Origin of the sequence: Sphingomonas sp. UYEF23, from assembly GCF_040546165.1 — a bacterium.
GTDB classification, from domain to species: Bacteria; Pseudomonadota; Alphaproteobacteria; order Sphingomonadales; family Sphingomonadaceae; genus Sphingomonas; species Sphingomonas glacialis.
In genome coordinates, this window is the sequence record NZ_JBEPNG010000011.1 from 1 (window position 1) to 19,896 (window position 19,896).

20 protein-coding genes, 1 tRNA gene and 1 pseudogene are annotated in these 19,896 nt (G+C 65.1%); 7 read left to right on the plus strand and 15 right to left on the minus strand.

Going from position 1 to position 19,896, the window contains the following annotated elements:
• Window positions 1–57: 57 nt before the first annotated feature.
• Together ABIB28_RS16420 and ABIB28_RS16425 are read right to left on the minus strand one after the other, a co-directional pair.
• Window positions 58–350: pseudogene (locus ABIB28_RS16420) on the minus strand (IS66 family transposase); the annotation flags it as partial.
• Between the two features lie 272 nt (window positions 351–622).
• Complete coding sequence (locus ABIB28_RS16425) at window positions 623–2,038, minus strand: serine hydrolase domain-containing protein (RefSeq protein ID WP_354289163.1); 1,416 nt, start codon at window positions 2,036–2,038, stop codon at window positions 623–625.
• Window positions 2,039–2,314: 276 nt separating this feature from the next.
• Between ABIB28_RS16425 and ABIB28_RS16430 the strand changes: the two genes are divergently transcribed.
• Window positions 2,315–2,911 (plus strand): arylesterase, encoded by a 597-nt coding sequence (locus ABIB28_RS16430; protein ID WP_354289164.1) that lies wholly within the window; start codon window positions 2,315–2,317, stop codon window positions 2,909–2,911.
• A 177-nt stretch (window positions 2,912–3,088) separates the two neighbouring features.
• Here the strand turns inward: ABIB28_RS16430 and ABIB28_RS16435 are convergent, their stop codons facing one another.
• Complete coding sequence (locus ABIB28_RS16435; protein ID WP_354289237.1) at window positions 3,089–3,379, minus strand: ArsR/SmtB family transcription factor; 291 nt, start codon at window positions 3,377–3,379, stop codon at window positions 3,089–3,091.
• 189 nt (window positions 3,380–3,568) lie between these two features.
• Here ABIB28_RS16435 and ABIB28_RS16440 point away from each other — a divergent pair, with 189 nt between their 5' ends.
• From ABIB28_RS16440 to ABIB28_RS16460, 5 genes are all read left to right on the plus strand, one after another.
• Complete coding sequence (locus ABIB28_RS16440; RefSeq protein ID WP_354289165.1) at window positions 3,569–4,342, plus strand: hypothetical protein; 774 nt, start codon at window positions 3,569–3,571, stop codon at window positions 4,340–4,342.
• An 87-nt stretch (window positions 4,343–4,429) separates the two neighbouring features.
• Window positions 4,430–5,338, plus strand: a complete 909-nt coding sequence (locus tag ABIB28_RS16445; RefSeq protein ID WP_354289166.1) for a 3'-5' exonuclease — start codon at window positions 4,430–4,432, stop codon at window positions 5,336–5,338.
• Window positions 5,338–6,081: a hypothetical protein gene (locus tag ABIB28_RS16450; protein ID WP_354289167.1), complete on the plus strand. Its 744-nt coding sequence runs from the start codon at window positions 5,338–5,340 to the stop codon at window positions 6,079–6,081. The genes ABIB28_RS16445 and ABIB28_RS16450 overlap by 1 nt, the downstream gene beginning before the upstream one ends.
• 177 nt (window positions 6,082–6,258) lie before the next feature.
• Window positions 6,259–6,501, plus strand: coding sequence for a hypothetical protein (locus ABIB28_RS16455; RefSeq protein WP_354289168.1), 243 nt, complete (start codon window positions 6,259–6,261; stop codon window positions 6,499–6,501).
• A gap of 11 nt (window positions 6,502–6,512) precedes the next feature.
• Window positions 6,513–7,217 carry a hypothetical protein gene (locus ABIB28_RS16460; RefSeq protein WP_354289170.1) on the plus strand — a complete coding sequence of 235 codons (705 nt, stop codon included), beginning with the start codon at window positions 6,513–6,515 and terminating at the stop codon, window positions 7,215–7,217.
• 182 nt (window positions 7,218–7,399) lie between these two features.
• Here ABIB28_RS16460 and ABIB28_RS16465 read toward each other — a convergent pair whose 3' ends face one another.
• From ABIB28_RS16465 to ABIB28_RS16475, 3 genes are all read right to left on the minus strand, one after another.
• Window positions 7,400–8,089, minus strand: a complete 690-nt coding sequence (locus tag ABIB28_RS16465) for a hypothetical protein (RefSeq protein ID WP_354289171.1) — start codon at window positions 8,087–8,089, stop codon at window positions 7,400–7,402.
• A gap of 225 nt (window positions 8,090–8,314) precedes the next feature.
• Complete coding sequence (locus tag ABIB28_RS16470) at window positions 8,315–9,322, minus strand: hypothetical protein (RefSeq protein ID WP_354289172.1); 1,008 nt, start codon at window positions 9,320–9,322, stop codon at window positions 8,315–8,317.
• A 500-nt stretch (window positions 9,323–9,822) separates the two neighbouring features.
• Window positions 9,823–10,125: an ArsR/SmtB family transcription factor gene (locus ABIB28_RS16475; RefSeq protein ID WP_354289174.1), complete on the minus strand. Its 303-nt coding sequence runs from the start codon at window positions 10,123–10,125 to the stop codon at window positions 9,823–9,825.
• A gap of 314 nt (window positions 10,126–10,439) precedes the next feature.
• Between ABIB28_RS16475 and ABIB28_RS16480 the strand changes: the two genes are divergently transcribed.
• Window positions 10,440–11,036 carry a hypothetical protein gene (locus ABIB28_RS16480; protein ID WP_354289175.1) on the plus strand — a complete coding sequence of 199 codons (597 nt, stop codon included), beginning with the start codon at window positions 10,440–10,442 and terminating at the stop codon, window positions 11,034–11,036.
• A gap of 43 nt (window positions 11,037–11,079) precedes the next feature.
• On the opposite strand, the gene ABIB28_RS16485 is transcribed toward ABIB28_RS16480, so the two are convergent.
• The 9 genes from ABIB28_RS16485 to ABIB28_RS16525 form a co-directional block, all read right to left on the minus strand.
• Window positions 11,080–11,155: transfer RNA gene (locus ABIB28_RS16485), tRNA-Phe, on the minus strand.
• Between the two features lie 30 nt (window positions 11,156–11,185).
• Window positions 11,186–11,374: a DNA gyrase inhibitor YacG gene (locus ABIB28_RS16490; RefSeq protein ID WP_133190620.1), complete on the minus strand. Its 189-nt coding sequence runs from the start codon at window positions 11,372–11,374 to the stop codon at window positions 11,186–11,188.
• Window positions 11,374–12,330 carry a ribonuclease gene (locus tag ABIB28_RS16495; protein WP_354289177.1) on the minus strand — a complete coding sequence of 319 codons (957 nt, stop codon included), beginning with the start codon at window positions 12,328–12,330 and terminating at the stop codon, window positions 11,374–11,376. The genes ABIB28_RS16490 and ABIB28_RS16495 overlap by 1 nt, the downstream gene beginning before the upstream one ends.
• A gap of 6 nt (window positions 12,331–12,336) precedes the next feature.
• Window positions 12,337–12,906, minus strand: a complete 570-nt coding sequence (locus ABIB28_RS16500) for a Maf family protein (protein WP_354289178.1) — start codon at window positions 12,904–12,906, stop codon at window positions 12,337–12,339.
• Window positions 12,907–13,042: 136 nt separating this feature from the next.
• Entirely contained in the window at window positions 13,043–13,261 is a 219-nt protein-coding gene (gene infA, locus ABIB28_RS16505) for a translation initiation factor IF-1 (RefSeq protein ID WP_010162480.1), read from the minus strand.
• Between the two features lie 298 nt (window positions 13,262–13,559).
• Window positions 13,560–14,876, minus strand: a complete 1,317-nt coding sequence (locus tag ABIB28_RS16510; protein WP_354289238.1) for a type IIL restriction-modification enzyme MmeI — start codon at window positions 14,874–14,876, stop codon at window positions 13,560–13,562.
• 33 nt (window positions 14,877–14,909) lie between these two features.
• A complete protein-coding gene (locus ABIB28_RS16515; RefSeq protein WP_354289179.1) occupies window positions 14,910–16,949 on the minus strand; it encodes a DNA methyltransferase in 2,040 nt (679 codons plus the stop codon).
• A gap of 54 nt (window positions 16,950–17,003) precedes the next feature.
• On the minus strand, window positions 17,004–17,468 hold the full coding sequence (locus ABIB28_RS16520) for a vgr related protein (RefSeq protein WP_354289181.1): 465 nt from the start codon (window positions 17,466–17,468) through the stop codon (window positions 17,004–17,006).
• Between the two features lie 238 nt (window positions 17,469–17,706).
• Window positions 17,707–19,863, minus strand: a complete 2,157-nt coding sequence (locus tag ABIB28_RS16525) for a sodium-translocating pyrophosphatase (protein WP_354289182.1) — start codon at window positions 19,861–19,863, stop codon at window positions 17,707–17,709.
• Between the last annotated feature and the right edge of the window lie 33 nt (window positions 19,864–19,896).

The following is a 19,896-nucleotide window of genomic DNA, read 5'->3' on the forward strand; positions in this document are numbered from 1 at the left end:
GACTTCATCATCCACCGCGCCGCTCCGCCGAAAGGCACAAGCATCGCAGCATCACCGTCAGCCGCAAGGCGGCCTATGCGCCACGCTTACGGCGATGCGGGCGATGGTGTCGGTGAGCCACGCCACGGGATCGACGCCACTGAGCTTCGCGGTCTCGATCAAGCTGTAGATATTGGCGGCGCGATGGCCGCCCTGGTCCTAGCCCACGAACAACCAGTTCTTACAACCGACCCCGATGCCGCGCAGCGAGCGTTCCGCCGCGTTGTTGTTGATTTCGAGCCGACCATCCTCGACGTAGCGGGACAATACGACCAGAGAGTGAGCGCATAACGCCGCGCGACATCCGAACGCTCGCCCCGGGCAGCATCGCCTCCAAGACGATCCTCCTTGTCGTCATCGCTATTCGCAGGTTGCAAACCCAATCTGATCTGATCGCCATCCCACAAAGTCGTCCAAGGTTTCCGCCGGTAAGGCCCAGGACAGATCGACCGCAATCGTGTGTCGCGGATGACCCACGTTGGGAACGCCAGTCATGGGGACGCCCCCTCGCAGTGCCCCTGCACCATCTCGGGTCGCTCCGTCGTGTCCAGTCCAGCTAAGCCCTCTCAGAGCGCCGGCAGGATCAGCTGTCGCCTTTCGCTCGCGTTGATATGGCGTTCAGGATCGCTGAAAAGTGCCGGTCGATGGCGAAGTCCTGATCGGGTGGTGTCCACCCCAAGCGAACTATGACGATGTTCAGGGACGGGACGATCGCGACGAACTGGCCGGAGAAGCCCTCTGCCAGATACATGTCGGCGGGACAGTGCGGGTAGTGACGCGCGCTTCGCCCACTGACCGGCCCTTGGTTGAGCCAGAACTGCGCGCCATAGAGCTTGGTCGGCGCAGCTGGCGTTGGCGTCGTTGTGAAATCGATCCAGCTTTTCGGCAGGATTTGCTGACCCTTTACGTTTCCACCGTGCAGGTAGAGAAGTCCGAACCGTGCCCAGTCGCGCGTTGTGGCATAGCCATATGAGCTGCCGACCGGCACGCCGGACTGGTCGGGTTCGATGACCATGCTGCGGATGCCGGCCGGCGCAAACAGCGCATCGCGGGCGAAGTTATTGAAGCTGGCGTCAGTGCCACCCACGGCGTTTCGGACCATTCGCGCCAAGATGTTGGTGGTTCCGGACGAGTAGGACCAGTGGCTTCCAGGCTGATGCTGCTGTGGCTGTCGCGCGGCATAGGCCGCCATGTCGGGCTCGTGGAAGAGCATCTGCACCGAGTCCGAACCCGCAACATAGTCCTCGATGAACTTCAGGCCGCTGCTCATCGTCAACAGTTGGCGGAGCGTGATCGTATGACGCGGATCGCCTGGCTTTTGCCATTCGGGAACCGGGGCGGGCGCGTCCAACTCAAGACGACCTCGGCCAACGAGGATTCCGATAAGAGCGCTGGTGACGCTTTTCGTCATCGACCATCCGAGCATGGGCGTGGCTGCAGAATATCCAGGGGCATAGCGCTCGGCGATGATACGGCCGTCCTTCACGACAACCATTCCGCGTGTATCCGGATAGCCGTTCGCATTGGTTTCGTTGAAGATGCGATCGACAGCGGCCTGTGCAGGGCCATTCAGCTGCGTTGGAAGCGGGACCTCCGTTGCGTTCAGGCCAGGCAAAGATGAACTGGCGGCGCTTGGGACAGAGGCTGCGAGGTTGGACTTAGCCGTCGAACCGCTTGCCAGCGTGCAACCGAAGCCGGGACGAAACGTCGAAATCCGCGTCACGACCCCTGGTATGCTCGCCTTGACGGTTCTCGCGGCTGGGTCTGACCTCAGACGTATGATCATAGCAGTGGGCGCTAGGGAATGAACGTCGTTGCGCTCGGCATCTTCGACGGTGCGATGCATCAGGAACACATCAGCGCAACCGATCTGTGCGGCTAGTGCGGTTCCGGCGCCCGCTTGGCCGTCACGCAGCAATGGCGCACCGATCAGATAGGCACCCCCAAGAGCCGCGATGGCGAACGCCCCACCAAGCGCAATCCTTGCTCCTGTTCGCATCGGCTATCCTCGGTTCCTTGGGAACTGTGCCCAACTTCATCACTCATAGACCCTCGATCTTGGCTGAGGGGCAAGAATTTCCCTGAATACCACCTACGCACGGCAGGACGCTCTCCGCTGAATTTTCATCCGCCAAAGTTGCCGCACGCTTTCGCGACGCCTTCGCCACCACCATGTTGCCCCAGAGGAGTGTGAGATGACGCAATGTATCTACGGCCTGCTTCTGCCCATGGCTCGAGTATCCGATCATGTCGGTCTCGCTCGGATCCCCGCGCTTTGACCGGCACGGTCCCGAAGGCGGATCCGTTTCTGCTAGCGTTCGGCGACAGCCTCACCGCTGGATACGGCCTGCGTCGTGACGAGGCGTTCCCCTCGCGCCTGCAGGCGCTACTGCGAGCGGTCCGCCCTGGCGCCGTCGTTCAAAATGCAGGCGTTTCTGGCGACACGACCTCCAGCGGACGTGCCCGTCTGCCGCGCCTTCTGACGGGCTTGCGGCAGAGGCCTGACCTCGCGATCGTCGAATTGGGGGCGAACGACATGCTGCGCGGCCAGGATCCTGCTCGCATGCGCGATAACCTCGAATGGATTCTTGGCGAGTTCGGCCGCTGCGACATACCGGTGCTGGTTGCTGGCATAATGGCCCCACCGTTCCTGGGGGACATCGCCCGCCGCTTCAATGCGGTCCATCCAGAAGTGGCAGCGAAGCACAGCTTACCACTCTATCCATTCTTCCTCGCAGGCGTGGCTGGCAGGACCGGCTTCACGTTGGCCGATCGCGTCCATCCGAACGCGCGTGCGATCGAGATTGTCGCTCAGTCGATCCTGCCGCATGTCGTCGCCGCCCTCGGCATGACCACGAGAAAAGCCGCCTGATTGGTAAGAGCGAGCCAGACGGCCGGTAACGGTCCGGGCGCCTGGAATTTCGCAGTGTCAGTATCGCTGCCATCTATACTCCGCAGCATAAGGCAAGCGACTACCCAACGGTCGGGGATTGAAAAGTTGGATTCGCCGATGGTTCGGCGAGCGCCATCTGCATTTCGGACCGTGGACCTAGTCGCGCGTCTTCCTGCCGCGCGCGCATGCCAGGACAAGGAATTCCGAAAGTTCCTCCACGGTCGAGGTCTCCGCACGGTAGATGACGGTGCGCCCGACCTTGTTTGAATCGACAAGGCCCGCGCGCGTGAGGATCGCGAGGTGAGCGCTCATCGTGTTCGGAGAAGTAGCGGTGGCGGTGGCGAGATCGCCTGAAGCCATGCCGTTCGGCAGCATGTCGACGAGCAGGCGGAACACCTCAAGCCGTGTTGCCTGCGCGAGGGCGCTCATCACCTGCATAGCGTGCATGTTTTCCACTCCAATACGATAAACGAAGAACCGCCGGCTTCAAGCCGGCTGAACTCGATATAGGAAACGAGCGTTAACAATACAACATTTCGCGAAGCCTTGTAATGTCCGATATTGGTGTTATCTTGGTGACGTTCGCGGATGTCGCCGCCGCGGACCGATGGAGAAATCGGCGAGCAGGAGCCTGTCATGAACATGACTGCCACAAAGGGGGCCGCACGGCCCAAGACGCCCGCCGCCGCGAACATCGGCAGCCCCGCCTATCTCGATCCGCTCGATGACGACCGTCCGGGCGACGACGTCGTGGTCACGACGCGTCGGGCGATCTCGCGCATCGCTCTAGTGGCGGCTGAGACTGCGGGGCGGTTTCAGCGCGAGGGCGTGCCCCACGACGCGATGACCTGGATGCTGGCACCGCTCGCGCTGTTCAGCGGATCGAACGCGCTGGAGGCGTGCCTCGACCGCGATGCCTGTCTTCGGGGCATTCTGATCCACGGGCTCTCGCTTGGCCTGGATGCGGATCCGATGACCATCGACGCGCTGACAGCGGACGATGATACGGCTTACGACGATGTCGGTTGCGAGCTGTCGCCGCACGGGTTCGCTCCGGATGCCGCGACCGGTGGGTTTCGCTCCAACGTGCTGTCGTTTCCGGAGCCGACCGCATGTGGGTTGCGCCTGTTCACCGCCACGCTCGTGGCCAGCGATGGCTTCGAAACGGTGCAGGCGTTCCACGCGTCTCTCGCGATGGACGAGGTCGAGGTCGCGGGACGACTATATTGCCGCATTGGCGCCGCCGCTGCGGACGCCAAGATCTTGAAGGGGTTCGACCCGACCGATCCCCTCGTGGCGGCACTGGTGTCCGATGTGATGTGCGACACGCTGGCGCTGATCGCGGCCGAGCCCACATCGCCGATCGCTGCGGGCCTCGACGTCAACATCGAGCAGCGCTTCTACGGCTGAGCTGCGTTCGGGTCGGGCGCGCCGCTGAGCGCGATCGCCTGTCCTAGGCGCCTGGGCGCCCGGCCTGTCCAATAATGGAGAGATGCAATGCGAGACGTGATTCTCGGATCGGGAGAGCTGCGCGCTGTAAATTCCGACGACGACCTGCGGTTGTTGCACCGCCTCGACATCCGCGAGGGCGAGACGGGCGTCGGTGGCCGCGTCGACACCCAGATCGGCGTCGTGGTCGACGTCGAGACGTCTGGCCTCGGCAATGAGGATGTCATCATCGAGCTCGCGCTGCGTCGCTTCCGTTGCGATCCCGACGGCGTGATCGTGAAGATCGACAAACCGTATGCGTGGCTGGAGGATCCGGGGCGCGAGCTGCCCGCTGACATCGTCCGACTGACCGGGCTCACTGACGCCGATCTCACTGGACAGGTCATTGACGACGAGGCGGCCGTTCGGCTGCTGCGCTCCGCTGACTTCATCTGCGCTCACAATGCGAAGTTCGACCGGCCGCATGTCGAGCGCCGCCTGCCCGACGCGAGTGGGCTGGCTTGGACATGCAGCTGCTCCGACATCGATTGGCGCGCGCGGGGCTTCGACGGCAGATCGCTGGGCTGGCTGCTGGCGCAGTGCGGCTGGTTCCATGGTGCGCACCGCGCGGGCGACGACGTGGACGCGGTGATCGCGCTCCTGCAGCATTCGCTGTCGGCGGGCGGCACTGCGCTGGCCGAGATGCTGGAAACCGCGCGCACGCCGACCTTCCGTTTCCGCGCCATCGGGGCTGCCTTCGAACTGAAGGACGAGCTGCGGCTCCGCGGCTACCGGTGGGATGCCGACAGCGATCCGAAGTGCTGGTGGCGAGACGTGCCGGAGGCGCGTCGGACCGAAGAGGAGTGGTGGCTCGCGGGCCACGTCTATTCCGCGGATGCGCGCCCCAAGGCGCTCGGACCCATCGTTCAGCAGGTGACCTGGCGTGAGCGCTACGCTGCGGCGGCGCGGCGATCGTGATGGCCGTGCGCCAGGGTGCCGGACCTCGCGAGCTGGATTCCGGCGCGAGGACGTATCGGCATCCGGATCCTACAACCGTGGACGACCGAGGCCGGATCAGGAACGCGCGGATCGAGGCCCGCGGACGTCTGAGGGCAACGAAAAGCGATGAACACGGTCTGATCAAGGGGATTTTCCAGCGGGAGATCGGCACGAACGTGCGGTCGGTATCACCCTTCCTTCTCGCCTTCGTCGCGTCGCAGGGTGGAGAGATCGACGGGCTGGTCGACCGGATCGAGCCCGGACCGAGATGGCCGCGCGCCCCTGCGCTTTCGGAGCGTCCGGCCAACCTCTTCCGGCGTGCCCGGGAGCCGTATCGGGAATATGTGATCGGCACTCCGTCGGGAGACAGGAAGACCGCCCGAATGCGCAGCTTCGGTCACGGGCTTCTCTTCGCATCGTTGGGAAGCGACTGGGCCTGCCTAGACGTTGTCGACCATTCTCTGGAGATCGAGGCGCGGATCGGGGCAGTGAAGATCGAGACGCTTTTCGGCGTGCTGCGGATCGAACTGGACTTTGGCATCCCCGAGGCTCTGGCGATTGCATGCGTCGGCAGGCCGGTGGGCGATGTCGTCGCCCACGCGGCGCTGTGCGGACGCGACTGGCCGATCACCGGGGTCGAGGGTTCGTCATCGCCGATCTTCGGACAGACCCTGATCGCCGAAACCGGTTCCATGCCCTTCCGCATGCCTTGGATGCGCTGACGCGTGTCCTTCGCCGGGCGGCCTATCTGCTAGCCGTCACCACGCCAGCGACGCCGGGCCGGCAACGCCAAACCGCAACGCTTTATTTTGCGAAGGAATGTCATGACGAGAATGTCCGCCGTGTTCGCAACGGCTTCCCCTCGTGACCAGCACAGGCCGAGGCGGCGCAGGACCGCAGTGCCCTTCGCCATCTTCATCGTCGACGACGCGTTGAACTCGGTCCTCGGACCTGCGCTCACAATCGTCGCGCCGCCTCACGGCCGGCCGTATCCCGATTCGCGGGAAATTCCGTTCAACTTCCTTACTGTTGTTGTGCGGAACCGGCTCGATCGGGATGGTTTGTCTCGCCGCCGATGCGACTATGCGCTCGTTCGTCGATTGATGGGGGCGATCACGATCACGGGCGGGGTGGCGAGATGATGGCGGCGCGAATGCGGGGCCGTGCCAACCTCGTCGTCAGCGAAGGCGTGCTGGACGAACCTACGGCCGGCGATCGCCGACGCATGAAGAATGCCCGGCGCAAGGCGCATGCCCGGCTCCGAGAGATCGACGTCGCGCGGACCGCCGCCGTGGCCGACGCGTTCCGCGCGGAGATGGCGGCTACCGTCAGGTCCCCCTCGCCCCTGCTCACAGCGCTGCTCGCTACGTTTGATCTAACATTGAACGATGCTGTGCGGCGGATCGGCCCGCAGCGCGAGTGGCCGCGCCGGCCCCGCTTGTCAGGCCCGAAGGGCTATTACCCGTTGCATCCTCATCTGCTTCGCCACCACATCGCCGGACTGCATCCGGCGCAGATCTCGTCACACCCGCTGACCGGCTGCCGGTTCGAACGGGACAACGGGGACTTTCTCCTGCTACAGTTCGTGGACCACTCTCTGGAGCTCAACGCGCGCATCGGCCGGGTCCTGATCGAGACCCGGTTTGGCGAGCTGCGCATCGAATTCATGGACACGTTGCCTGAGACGATCCTCGCCAGCTGCGTGGGGCGGATGATCGAAGAGATCGTCGATCACGTCGCGTGGCGGGGCAGGGGTTGGCGGATCAGGTCCGCAAAGGACGCCGAATGGCCCTTTCTCGGCCAGAGGCTGATCGTCGTGACGGGATCGGTCTCGTATCGGATGCCTTGGGCGCGATAGGACTGTCTGCTTTGAACGCATTGAGGCGGCAGCGCGACGGCGAGATGGCGCTGCCATGCAACGCGACCGACTCTTTTCTGGTCTGATGGCGTGGATTGTTTCATCCCGCAGACGAAGGTGAAACGGTGCGAGCACCTCGGCGAAGTCGCCTCGCCAATGTTGGACGACTCAGCTCTGCGAACTCATTTCCCGATCACGGCTATCATTGCCACGACAGAGATCAGCAGCGAGCCGATACCGGAAATATTGTTCAGGACCTGGAGAAGCTCCTTGATCGCGGTCGCTGGCGGGTCGGGTGCCTCGGCGGCGTATCGTATGGCCGCCAGTATCGCCATGGCCTGAGCGCGGTCGCGATTGGATAGGACCCCGAGTGTCTGGAATTCGATGTCGGCCTTGGCGATGAAGGTTTTCAGCGCCTCGAGCTTCTCCCCTTCGATCACGATTGGGTCAGGTCGCCCTGTCCAGGATACGCTGTGGACAGCCTCGGGATCCTTAATCGTGTCGGAAGGCCCTGCCGGTAGCGCATAGCCTATGGCGCCTTCGACAGGATCTGGCAGGGCGTCGTGCGTGCGCTTCACCTGTTTTGGAAAAATGAGGAAGTTTGCGTTCCTGAGCTTTGCCGCGCGTGTAGCCCCCGACTTCGTGAGCTGAATGAACTGATCGTCGGCGTCTCCGTCCCGAGTGTAAGGCACCAATAAGCCAAGGGCGCCAAGATTGCGGGCGGCTTCAAACACCCAGTCGGATGAAGGCTGATCGAAATTATACCTCGAGGTCAGTGCGCGCGCTTCCAGTCGCCTCTCCAGATCGCCTTCACAGACCTCCAGCGCCGCGACCAGCAACTCGTTTTCAAGCCGTGTGAATTCTAAGGCCAAACTTACCACCTCGAGGACGGGGATTATTGAGCCGCGAGGATGAGATCGCGAGCCTCCGAGCTACCGCATGGGTATGGCCGAGGTCAAAGAGTCGACCGCACCGCCTCTACAACACGATGACCATTGTAACATCGTGAAGAACTCGTTGCCGGCGGGTGAGCACGAGATTTTACGCCTCATAGTGTTGGCACGATCGGAGGCAACCGTCGCAGCATGCATACGGGCTCATGCATCCGAGCTCTCCAGCCAGGTTGCGAGGCAACCCGCAAGATCCTTCCAGCCAGGGCTGGCTCGATCGCCTGACGTCTTGATCCCGATTACCGCCTCGACGAACGCTTGGGCCTCCTCGAGGGACATCGGCTGCTGACCGCTCGCGACGCGGGGATGGCGCTTCTCGGGCGGACGGGTGGCGAGACGGGGCCGCAGGGCAAGACCGTTCACCTTCTCTCCGACGAAGGCTTCCGCCACGCCGCGCCGTAGCTTTTCCCGCGCCGAACCCGTGATGGTAGCGCCAGTGCTCTCGATCGTTCTGACTAGCTCAAGCCAATCGACGCCGTCGTAGGTGTCGATGGCGATGCGCGGGAGACGCCCGTCGCCATCGATCCGCGTCGCCAGCCGCGTGGCTGAGAGCAACGCCCGCGCGGTGTGCCGGGCATCCGGCCCATCGATGGATAGCGACACGCCCACGATGCGCCGTGATGCAACGTCGATCACCAGGGCCGCAACCGGCATCGTCACCGCGATCCCGGGCGCGGTGACGGGAATTGCGATCGCGCAGTGATCCACGACTAGGTCGGCGCCAGCCCCGAAAGTCGAGGGCTCGGCGACCGCCCGCAGTTCCTTGACCCGCGTGCGCATGGTAACGAGAGACGGCATCGCAATGTCCCGCTGGGCCGCGATCCTGACCGCGACACGGACCACTTCCTCGGTGACAGCTTCGGGCGTCAGAGCGATCGCTTCACGGATTACCGCGAGCTGCTCGTCCTTGGTCTCGATGCGCTTGCGCTTGATCCAGTCGGCGCCAGGCAGGCTGTCGGCGCGCTGCTTCGCCTCCCAAACGCTGACCAGCTTCTTGAAGTGCCCGATGCCTAAGCCGAGCTCGCGCGCGCCCTTCTCGGCGTTCTCGCGTGTCCGCACTTTGATATAGGCCCTTATCGCCCGGATCCGCTTGCGGATCATCTCCCGCTTGTGCGGGGGCAGGTGGTCGAGGCCACCAATCCGTGTGCTGGTCATTTTCAATCTCCCATTATAGTTCAACAGTTATTGAATTATTAGCGCGTGCGCTTATCTCCTCTCCTGTGAGGCAGGAACGGTGCGCAAAGGCCGGCTGGAGGCCCGGACATGGCGGGTCATTAGGTATTGGTCTGGTTGGATTAGGAAGCACGTGCGTCGTGAGCTGTGCTCACTGGTCGCCCCGGCCTATCGTCTCAGCCCCTGCGTCTCCGGGACTAAGATGTTTGATCACTCAGGCCGTGCCGTGTGGCCCGGGTTGCGCACGGGGACCCGCCTAGGTTTTGGGCCAGTTGCTGTTGCCGGTAGCGTTGGCCGGCGATGCGCAGGTGACAGAGGCGAACGGCGGTTCGACTGATGCAGTGGCGCAGTGCCTTGCGTCCGTCCCGCGACCGTCTTGTGGGCGGGGTGCTAAGCGATGTGGTGGGCTTACTGAAAGCCGTGTGGAAAAGCGCGAAGCCGTCGGCCCGCGGGCGCGAAGGAAACGGAAGGTGAGCGCCGTTCTAGTGGCCTTGGACGCGCCGATTCGGGTTGGCGATGGCGTTCAGGATGTCGGTAGCCATGACGTGTGCGGATTGCGGCGTTGCTCGGTAGGTGATCTCGCGACCGTTTCGCTCTGACGATACCAGACCGGCCGCCTGCATGATCTTGAGGTGTGAGGAGAGTAGGTTTTTCGATACGCCGAGGGCAGCCGCGATCTCTCCCTGCAGCAGCCCCTTGTCAGTCGCGCTGAGCAGAAGCTCGAAGACACGCCAACGCGAAGATTGGGCGAGCGCGGACATGACGAAAAAGGAAGGATCAGCCATGCCTATAGGTAAGGGGGAGTTTACCAGTCCGCCAGCCGCCGCGGGGGAAGCGGGCACCCGCGCGCCCGTTTTCGTCGGTGAGCCGGAATCAGTAGAGCGGCCTGCGCCTTTCAGGATCACCCATGCCAAGTCCCCAACGGGTTCGGCCGTGACGATGAGGCACCAGAAGAGATTCAACGCTCACTTGCCCGATCGACTCGATATCGAGGAGGCTGCGAGGGCTTGCGAGCGCCTGCCGTGCCTGCCGCTCAGGCGCGCCGGATCGGCAACCAGGCGCGCGCTGCGACTAAGCCGCCGATTGCGGCGGCGACCCCATGATAGCTGATCCGGTGGCGACGCTTAACGCCTTTTCGACGAGTGCCAGGCTACCAGTGCTGCGGAGCGCAATCTGGAGTGTCGCGATGCAGGACAGCTCAATGGTAAGGGAGCAGGCGGACTTTGTTCTCGTGCCGGTTATCCTATCAGAGTATCTCGCCGTGCGGACTGCCGACCCCGATCGCATACTTCAGCTGCTGGTTGCGGCGATCGGCGGAGGGTTGACCGAGATCATTCTGCCCGACGCCGATGTCCATGCCGGTCTGACTGCTTGTCCGTGGAAGGCGCTGACGATGACCGCTATGGTCGGCAACTGCGTCAAGGTTGACATCGTAGCCACTGATTGGACGATCAGCGCGGACGACAATACGACGGTCCTAACCTACAGGAAAATTTTTCAGATCGTTGAAGGAACGGTCGGCTTGCCGCTGAAAAGCGTCTTCGAAGCGGCGATACTGCCGCCAGAGCTCATTATCAAAAGTGTCGAGGTCAGCGCTACCGGTGAGGGCGTGTTCTCGTGCAGCGGCTTCACCAGGCCCCTCGGGAGCCGCCCAAACAGGCATCTTAGCGCCTTAGTGATGTCAGCGGACACCTAACCCGGTCCGATCGTCCTCGATAGAGGGTCCGATCACAGGAAAATGGTGCCCGAGGGCGGATTCGAACCACCGACACTGCGATTTTCAGTCGCATGCTCTACCAACTGAGCTACTCGGGCACTCCCGAATTGCTCCGGGGAAGCGGCCTCTTAGTCGCGGTCTTGGGGCGTGTCTAGCCCGTCTTCATCATCTTCGCTCGGCAAAGTGCGCACCGGGATCGCATACCCCTCGCCGAGCCACTGCAGCAGGTCGCGGTCGCGACAGCCTTGCGAGCAGAACGGGGAGAAGGCCGCGAGCGGCGGTTTGCCGCAGAGCGGACAGGGTTTGGAACGCGCCATCATGCCACCTCGAAGACCGGGGTGACGCCGGTGCGCCGGGCGAGCTCGGCGATCCAGTGCGGATTGGCGGCGAGTGCGCTTCGCACGCGCGGCGACACGCGGTGCTGCGTCGGGGACGGCGGCGGGGTGCGCTCGATTCGGCGGAGCAGCGCACGCGCCTCGGCGGCGGCGGGATCGGCACGGAGCAGCTCGGGGAGCGAGACGCGGGTGCGGCGGCGGATGATCTGGACGAAGCCGAAGCCGTTCATCGCGGTGCGTTCGAACGGCTGGGGCAAGCCGGCATCGAGCGCGGCATCGACCGCGCCGCGCGCCGCCTTGCCGGTGAGCGTCGGGAAGTCCACGCCGATCGACCCGCCGATGTCGAAGCGCACGATGGCTGCGGCAACCGCGCGCGCGGCGGCGAGCGCGAGCGGTTCGAGCGGGGGATAGCCGTCGACGTCGAACAGCGTCATCGCCGGGGTCGGGCTCATCCGCAGCGCGCCGCCGACGGGGCCGGAAAAGACGATGTCGCCGGTCTGCGCTTCCTCGAGCGTTTCGGACCAGCCGGCGGCCTCGAAATGGTCGGGCTCGTGCGCGTGGCAGGTCCGTACGGCCACGCCGCTTGCGGTGATTCGCTCGTACAGGCTTGGCCCGGTGCGCTCGGGGCCGTCAGCGGGGACGCAGCGTGGCAGCTTGGTGCGGCGCCCCTCGGGAATCGCCTCGCGCACCAGCTCGACCAGCAGCGTCGCCCCTTGCGTGATGCCGGGCGGGAGCGGCGCGAGCATCGCCTCGCCGCCGGCAAAGGCGACGCGGCCCTCGCGGCCCTTCACCGTGACCTCGACCAGCCGGGCGGGCAGCACCGCGCCGATCCGCGGGCCGTCGCGGTCAAGCTCGATCCGCGCCTCGACGATCGCGCCGCCCGCGAGCTGGATCGCGCGGGCCTCGCCGATCCCGGCCTCGTAGAGCCACTCGCTCATGGCCGCTCAGCCAAGCGCCACGCCCGCTGCCAGCAACAGCGCGCGCGTCTCGAACAGCGGCAAGCCGACGACGCCCGAATGCGACCCCGACAGGAAGCGCACGAAGGCCTCGGCGCGGCCCTGGATGGCATAGCCGCCAGCCTTGCCGAGCCCCTCGCCGCTGGCGACATAGCTGTCGATCTCGGCGGCGGAGAGCGGCTTGAACGCGACGATCGTGTCCGACAGCCGGGTGCGCGGCGTGCCGTCGGCGGCGATGACGCACACCGCACTCAGGCAATGATGGCGCCGGCCCGCAAGCAGGCCGAGCAAGCCGCGCTGGATCTCCTCGGTGTCGGCGGGCGGCAGGATGCGGCGCCCGCATGCGATCGTCGTGTCGCCGGCGAGGACGATCTCGCCCGCGGCACGCGCCACCGCCTGCGCCTTGGCGATCGCGAGCCGCAGCGCATAGACGCGGGGCGCCTCGCCGGGCAGCGGGCTCTCGTCGATGTCGGGCGATTCGATTCGCGACGGCGTCACCCCGATCCGCGCGAGCAGATCGCGGCGGCGCGGCGAGGAGGAAGCGAGGACGAGGGTCATATCATACCTTCCCCGGCGACGGCCGCCGGCCGAGCGCGCAGGTCGTTGTCATCACGCGCGGCAGAGTCCGCGGCAGTTCACGACCGGGCCACGACCGGACCCCGGCCGTCGCCGGGGCGGAACGGGGTCGGCGCGCTTACTTGAAGCGGTAGGTGATCCGCCCCTTGGTCAGATCGTACGGCGTCAGCTCGACCAGCACCTCGTCGCCGACGAGCACGCGGATGCGGTTCTTGCGCATCTTGCCGGCGGTGTGACCGAGGATTTCGTGATCGTTCTCAAGCTTCACGCGGAACATGGCGTTGGGCAGAAGCTCCACCACCTGGCCGCGCATTTCGAGCAGTTCTTCTTTTGCCAAACAAACCTCTGAGGATGTGGGTGATCTTGTGCGGTGTTCGCGAAGCGCGGCGCATAGCCGAACACGCCCGAAAAGGAAAGCGGTGCGACGAACCGAGCCGTGCTTGACTCGATTGACCCCTGGAGCTGGTGTTATCGAGTTCGATCGTTTCCGTTTTTGTGATGATCGCGCGGGGGTGGGCGCGCGGGGGATGCAGTTGACGGGCCGACGCTGAGAAAGAGCGGCGCTGTGGGGCGCGAGTCGGGTGGGAGGATGACGGAAAGGGGGCGTGTAGGACAGCGGTTTTTGTGGGGGGCGCTCAGGCCGCGCGACGCAGCGTGTAGCGATCCCCCTCAGCTGCGACATGGCCGAGCCGGACAAGCGCGGCGAGCGTCGCGGCGATGCGCGGCTCGGCCTTGAGCCCCTGCGCATAGCGGCGCGCGATCTCGGCGCTGGTGAGCCCGGCGCCGCCGCGCAGATCGGCGAGCACGGCGGCGGTCTGTCCGATCGCCTCGCGCGGGAAAGCGGGCTTCTTCGTTGCGGCTGCGGGGAGCAGCGCCTCGAGCTGTTCGGTCTGCACCTTCGGCGCGAGAACGGTGACCCCGGCGCGCGGCAGCTGATAATCGGGGCGCAGCCAGCGGACCTTGCCGGCTTTTTCCTCGGCATGGCGCTCGGCATTGAGCGCGACGAGGCGGGTGATGATCGCCTCGTCGGTAAGGTCGCGCGGCCAGCCATAGGCGTCGGCGACCGCAGCATCGATCCGGTCGTGCAGCTCGGCGATGATGTCGACGCGGCCGCGGCGGCGCTGGTCTTGCTCGCCCGGGGTGAACGGCCCGTGCTGGCGCAGCTTCTCGCGCAGATTGTAGAGGCCGGTGAGCGTCAGGTCGATGTGTTCGGCGAGCACCTCCTTGCGCGTCGCGTCGAGTTCCTCGGCGAGATCGCCGATGATCGTGCGTTGCTCGGGGGTGGCGTCGGGGAAGGGGAAGGGGTCGAAGGTCTTTGTCTTCAGATATCGGGAGTCATTTCCGATCCCAAGCCAGCCTCCCGATGCCGTGGCCCATGCCACATGGATGCTTGAGCTTAGGATCCCCAGCGACGTCCATCGATCATCCGCGACGCAAACCACCCCATCATCGCAAATGAGCTCTTGCGGAAGCATCTGAAAAATTCGGTGGGCTGCTGTATCGACCGTTGCGATATATCTATTCACTGAAACCATCGCGGCGCGAAAATCGCGACGTGGCTCTCCAAATAGCCACCAATTGTTCCTATAGGAATCTCGTCTATTTGATTCCCGTTCCGGCCGCACCGTCATCGCAAGATGTTGATAAAGCTCGGGGACAGTTCGACGGGCGCTTACCTCGTCCAAACCATAGAGGTCGATTACGTAGAGGCCACGCGCGCGGCTCGCTAGGTCGCGACCGTTACGATACTGACGCACGTGTTTTTTCGCATCGGAGTTGGCGGAAAAGCCGAAGCCTTCAGCCTCTCGGCTTGTCACGACAAAGCCTTTGCCGTGGAGTTTTACGCCGTCGTGGCAAATCCCGCTGTTGGCGTTGAGCTTTGAAACCTTGGTCAGGTCATTGCCAATGGTCAGGTCGGCGTGAATTGCGCCTGCCTTTTCTTGGTAAGCGATCGCTGGGGCGTCGGTGTCGAGCGCTCGTTCTGATTAGACCTCGAGGACGCGCCCTTCATGGACTCCCGCCTCCGCGACCGTCATCGCAATCCGCACCGCTGCTGCATCTGTCGTCGCCTTGGTCCAGGGATGATCGGGTATCGCCATCACCAGACTGATCGGCGCACGCGCGTCCATTCGCGCGGCCATCACGCGGCGGCTAAATTCCTGCGTGATGGAATTGGTGGTTACGAAACCAAAGCGCTTGAGCCGCGTCCCCTTTTCGGTCAGTCGCCCGGCGGCGCGGTCCCACCAATACATCACGAAATCAGCTGATTTGTTGATCTTCGGGTTAGCTCGCCACAGAGCGAGGGCATAAGATTCGCCAAAACGTGATCGGAAGTCCTGCCCCGCGATGAAGGGCGGGTTGCCGACGATATAATCCGTCTGCGGCCAGTCGGGCCGGCGCGGGTTGGGAAATTCGTCGAACGTCCCGTCGTCGCGCATCCGCCCCGGATCGTGCTTCAACACCGCATCCATCGCGGTGATGTTGCTCAGGCGTTCGAGCACCGGATCGGCGATCTGCCCGCCGTTGCGCATCTGCCATTGCAGATAGCCGAGCCACAGAACGAGCTCGGCGATCGCGGCGGCGCGCGGGTTGAGCTCGAGCCCGAGAAAGTTGCGCGGGTGGACCGTCGCGGTCTCGAGCGCGAGCGCTTCCTGCCCGCCGAGATCGGCGAGCACTTCGAGCACGTCGCCCTCGAGCCGCTTCATCAGCTCGAGCGCGACATAGAGGAAATTGCCGGTGCCGCAGGCGGGATCGAGCACGCGCGTCGCGGCGAGCTTTTCGTGGAAATCATGCACCGCGCGGATCGCGCCCTGCGGATCGGCGCTGCGCTCGCGCTCGACCGTGCCGAGCACTTCGGTCTCCCATTCGCGCTGGAGCGGCTCGATGATCGTCGCGATGACGAGCCGCTCGACATAGGCGCGCGGCGTGTAATGCGCGCCGAGGCGCTTGCGCTCGACCTTGTCGAGCGCCTGTTCGAGCAGCGTGCCGAAGATCGCTGGCTCGACCTCGGTCCAGACGTGGCGCGCGGCCTCGTACAGCTCGCCAATCTCTTCCTTGTGGAGCGGGATGGCGGTGCGTTCGGCGAACAGCCCGCCGTTGAATTTGCGGATCGTCTTGCGCAGCACGGGCGAGAAGCCGCCGGTGTCCATCGTGCGCCACAGATCCTCGAGCATCGGCGCGAAGCTGTCGGGGGCGTTGCGGGCATCGGCGAGGACGTCGGTAAAGCTGCCGGGTTCGAGCAGCCCCGTATCCTCGGCGAACATCGTGAACAGGCAGCGCATCAGGAAATGCGCGACGGGCTCGGGTTGATAGCCGCGCTCCTCGAGCAATTTGCTGACATGCGCGAGGCGGCGCGCGATGTCGCGGGTGACGGCGGCGGCGTGCTTGGCGGGATCAAGGCTGTGCGGATCGAGCCACATCGCGCGCAGGCGGGCGCGGACGCCCTCGTCGCGTAGATCGTCGAGATAGATGCGATAGCCCGAGCGATCGGGGAACTGGCGGTAGTTTTTGCCCTGGCCGGAGAAGTCGGCGAAGATTTCGAACGCGTGGCCGACATCGGCGACGATGATGAAGGGTGGCCAGCCGTGTTCGGTGGGGAGGGCGCGGGCGTATTGCTCGGCCTGTTCGCGCGCGTTGCGCATCAGCACGTCCCAGCCGCGCTGCGCGCTGCGGCGGCCGCGGATCTGTGTTGGCGCGAAGCCGGGGAGGCCGGGCTGTTCGGCGGGGAGCGCGACTTCCTTCTTGCCGCCGGGTTCGCGGCTCTGCTTGGCCTCGAGCACGAAGGCGCCGCGCTTGTAGAGGTCGATCCGGCCGTGGCCCGACTTGCCGGCTTCGTCCTTGAAGGTGACGGCGCGTTCGAAGACGTAGTCGTTGCGGGTGTGGCTGGCGTCGGCCGGGTCGGGCTGCGGCAGGTCGAGCAGCGTGCACAGTTCGGTGAGAAACAGGACGTAATTGGCGCGCTCGGCGCCGCCTTCATTGGCGCGCCAGCGGGTGATGAATGTCTCGATCGCTGCGGCGTCCCCCATGCGGGCGAACCTAGGCGGGTTGGCGGTTTGGCTGCAAGGTCAAAAGGATGGGCCTTACGCCGCGCCCACGAACGGCAGCACGCGCTCGTAATCGGCGCGCGCGCCGCGGCCGTGTTGGGCGTGGTAGCCGTTGGTGGTCAGCACGTAATCGCCGACGATCGCCGCTTGCTGCTCGATATTGAAGCGGGTGAAGGGGCGGTTGGTGTCGGCGAGGTCGCCGTAATGGTAGCGCCCCGCGGCGAGCGTGCCGCGCAGGCGGACCCACATGCCGTGCTGGTGCTGCCAGACATGGGTGAGTTCGTGGAGGATCCAGGCGAGATCGGGGACGGTGGTCGAGAAGTCCGGCTTGTAGCTGGGCTTCGGGAAATAGATGTGGCCGTTGGGGGCCATCGCGACGCTGCGCGGCTGGAAGGGGAGGTAGCGGCGGGCGTGGACCTTGATGCCGTCGTACGCGATCGCGTCGCCGAATAGCGCTTGCGCGTGGTCGAGCTCGCCGGGGGAGAGGGGGCGGTGGGGCATTTTTGCTGGGTAGCGCGGGCTGGGGGGAGTCCGCCACCCTTTCGTCACGCCGGCCTTGTGCCGGGGTCTACCGCGATGCGCGCGCAACCGACGGAGTGCGCGTGGGACGGTGGGCCCCGGCACAAGGCCGGGGTGACGGAGGGGAGGGGTTAAGAAGGGGCGTCGTGGCGAAGCCACGCCGTCGGTCGGGGGCGTCGGGCGCCCCCGCCGGCCGGTCGCGCTTGCTGAGGCTTTCGCCTCAGCCTGTGCTCGCGGCGAGAGCCGCGAGCAGCAGCAGTGCGACGATATTCGTAATCTTGATCATCGGATTAACCGCCGGCCCCGCGGTATCCTTGTACGGATCCCCCACGGTATCGCCCGTCACCGCCGCCTTGTGCGCCTCCGAGCCCTTGCCGCCATAATGCCCGTCCTCGATATATTTCTTGGCATTGTCCCACGCCCCGCCGCCGCTCGTCATCGAGATCGCGACGAACAGCCCCGAGACGATCACCCCGAGCAGCATCGCGCCGAGCGCCGCGAAGCCCTCGGCCTGCCCCGCGACGAAGCGGATCACGAAGAACACCAGGATCGGCGAGAGCACCGGGAGCAGCGAGGGGACGATCATCTCCTTGATCGCCGCCTTGGTGACGAGATCGACGGTGCGTGCGTAATCGGGGCGGCTGGTGCCCGCCATGATGCCGGGATTCTCGCGGAACTGGTGGCGCACTTCCTCGACGACCGCGCCCGCCGCGCGGCCGACCGCGGTCATCCCCATCGCGCCGAACAGATAGGGGAGCAGCGCGCCGAGCAGCAGCCCGACGATGACGTACGGGTTCGACAGCGCGAAATTGACCGTGAGATCGGGGAAATCGCGCGCCAGGTCCGAGGTATAGGCGTTGAACAGCACGAGCGCGGCGAGTGCTGCCGAGCCAATCGCATAGCCCTTGGTCACCGCCTTGGTGGTGTTGCCGACCGCGTCGAGCGCATCGGTGCGGTGGCGGACATCGTCGGGCAGCCCCGCCATCTCGGCGATGCCGCCGGCATTGTCGGTCACCGGGCCGTAGGCGTCCAAAGCGACGACCATCCCCGCCTGTGCCAGCATCGCGGTCGCGGCAAAGGCGATGCCGATCACGCCGGCGAGCTGATACGCCGCGATCACCGCGACGACGATGACGAGGGTGGGGAGCGCGGTCGATTCGAGGCTGATCGCGAGGCCCTGGATGACGTTCGTGCCGTGGCCGGTCTGCGATGCCTTGGCGATGCTGCGGACGGGTCTGAAGTTGGTGCCGGTATAATATTCGGTGATCCACACCAGAAGGCCGGTGACCGCGAGCCCGACCATCATCGACCAGAACAGCTCCCAGCCGGTGAAGGTCGCCGCCGCGACGCCCGCCGCGGCGACTTGCGTCCCGCCGTCGAGGAAGGCGTTGCCGCCGATGATCGCGCTCATGTCGCCGAGCACATAGTGCGTGACGAGGTAGATCGCCGGGATCGACAGCAGGATGCTGACCCAGAACCCCTTGTAGAGCGCGCCCATGATCGACTGGCCTTTGCCGAGCCGGACGAAATAGGTGCCGATGATCGAGGTCAGGATGCACACCCCGCCGACGATCAGCGGGAGCGTCATCACCTGCAGCAGCGCATCGGCCTGGCGCAACGCGAGCGCGACCGAGATCATCGTCACGCCGATCGTGACGACATAGGTCTCGAACAGATCGGCCGCCATGCCGGCGCAATCGCCGACATTGTCGCCGACGTTGTCGGCGATGGTGGCGGGGTTGCGCGGGTCGTCCTCGGGGATGCCGGCCTCGACCTTGCCGACGAGATCGGCGCCGACATCGGCCGCCTTGGTGAAGATCCCGCCGCCCAATCGCGCGAAGATCGAGATGAGCGAGGCACCGAACGCGAGTGCGGTGAGCGCCTTCACCACCACCGGCGCGCCGGCATCGGCGCCGTTCGGGCCGGCGAGGAACCAGAAGGTGCCCGAGATCGCGAGCAGGCCGAGGCCCGCCACCAGCAATCCGGTGACCGCGCCCGAGCGAAACGCCATGGTAAGGCCGCCCTGGAGCGATGTCCGCGCGGCTTCCGCGGTGCGGACGTTGGCGCGGACCGAGATGTTCATGCCGACATAGCCCGCCACGCCCGACAGCACCGCGCCGAGCGCGAAGCTCACCGCCGAGACGGGGGTACGCATCCCGTCGAGGAAGATCCAGACGAGCACGAGGACGATCACCCCGACGATCGCGATCGTGCGGTATTGCCGACCGAGATAGGCCTTGGCGCCTTCCTGGATCGCGGCGGCGATGTCCTGCATCTTCTCGTTGCCCGCGGGCGCTCGGAGGACCTGGGCGGAGGTGAGGAGGCCGTAGGCTACGGCAAGCAAGCCACAGATGATGGCGGCATAGACGATCGTCATGCGTGTCCTTTCCCATGGATTATCGGTGGGACG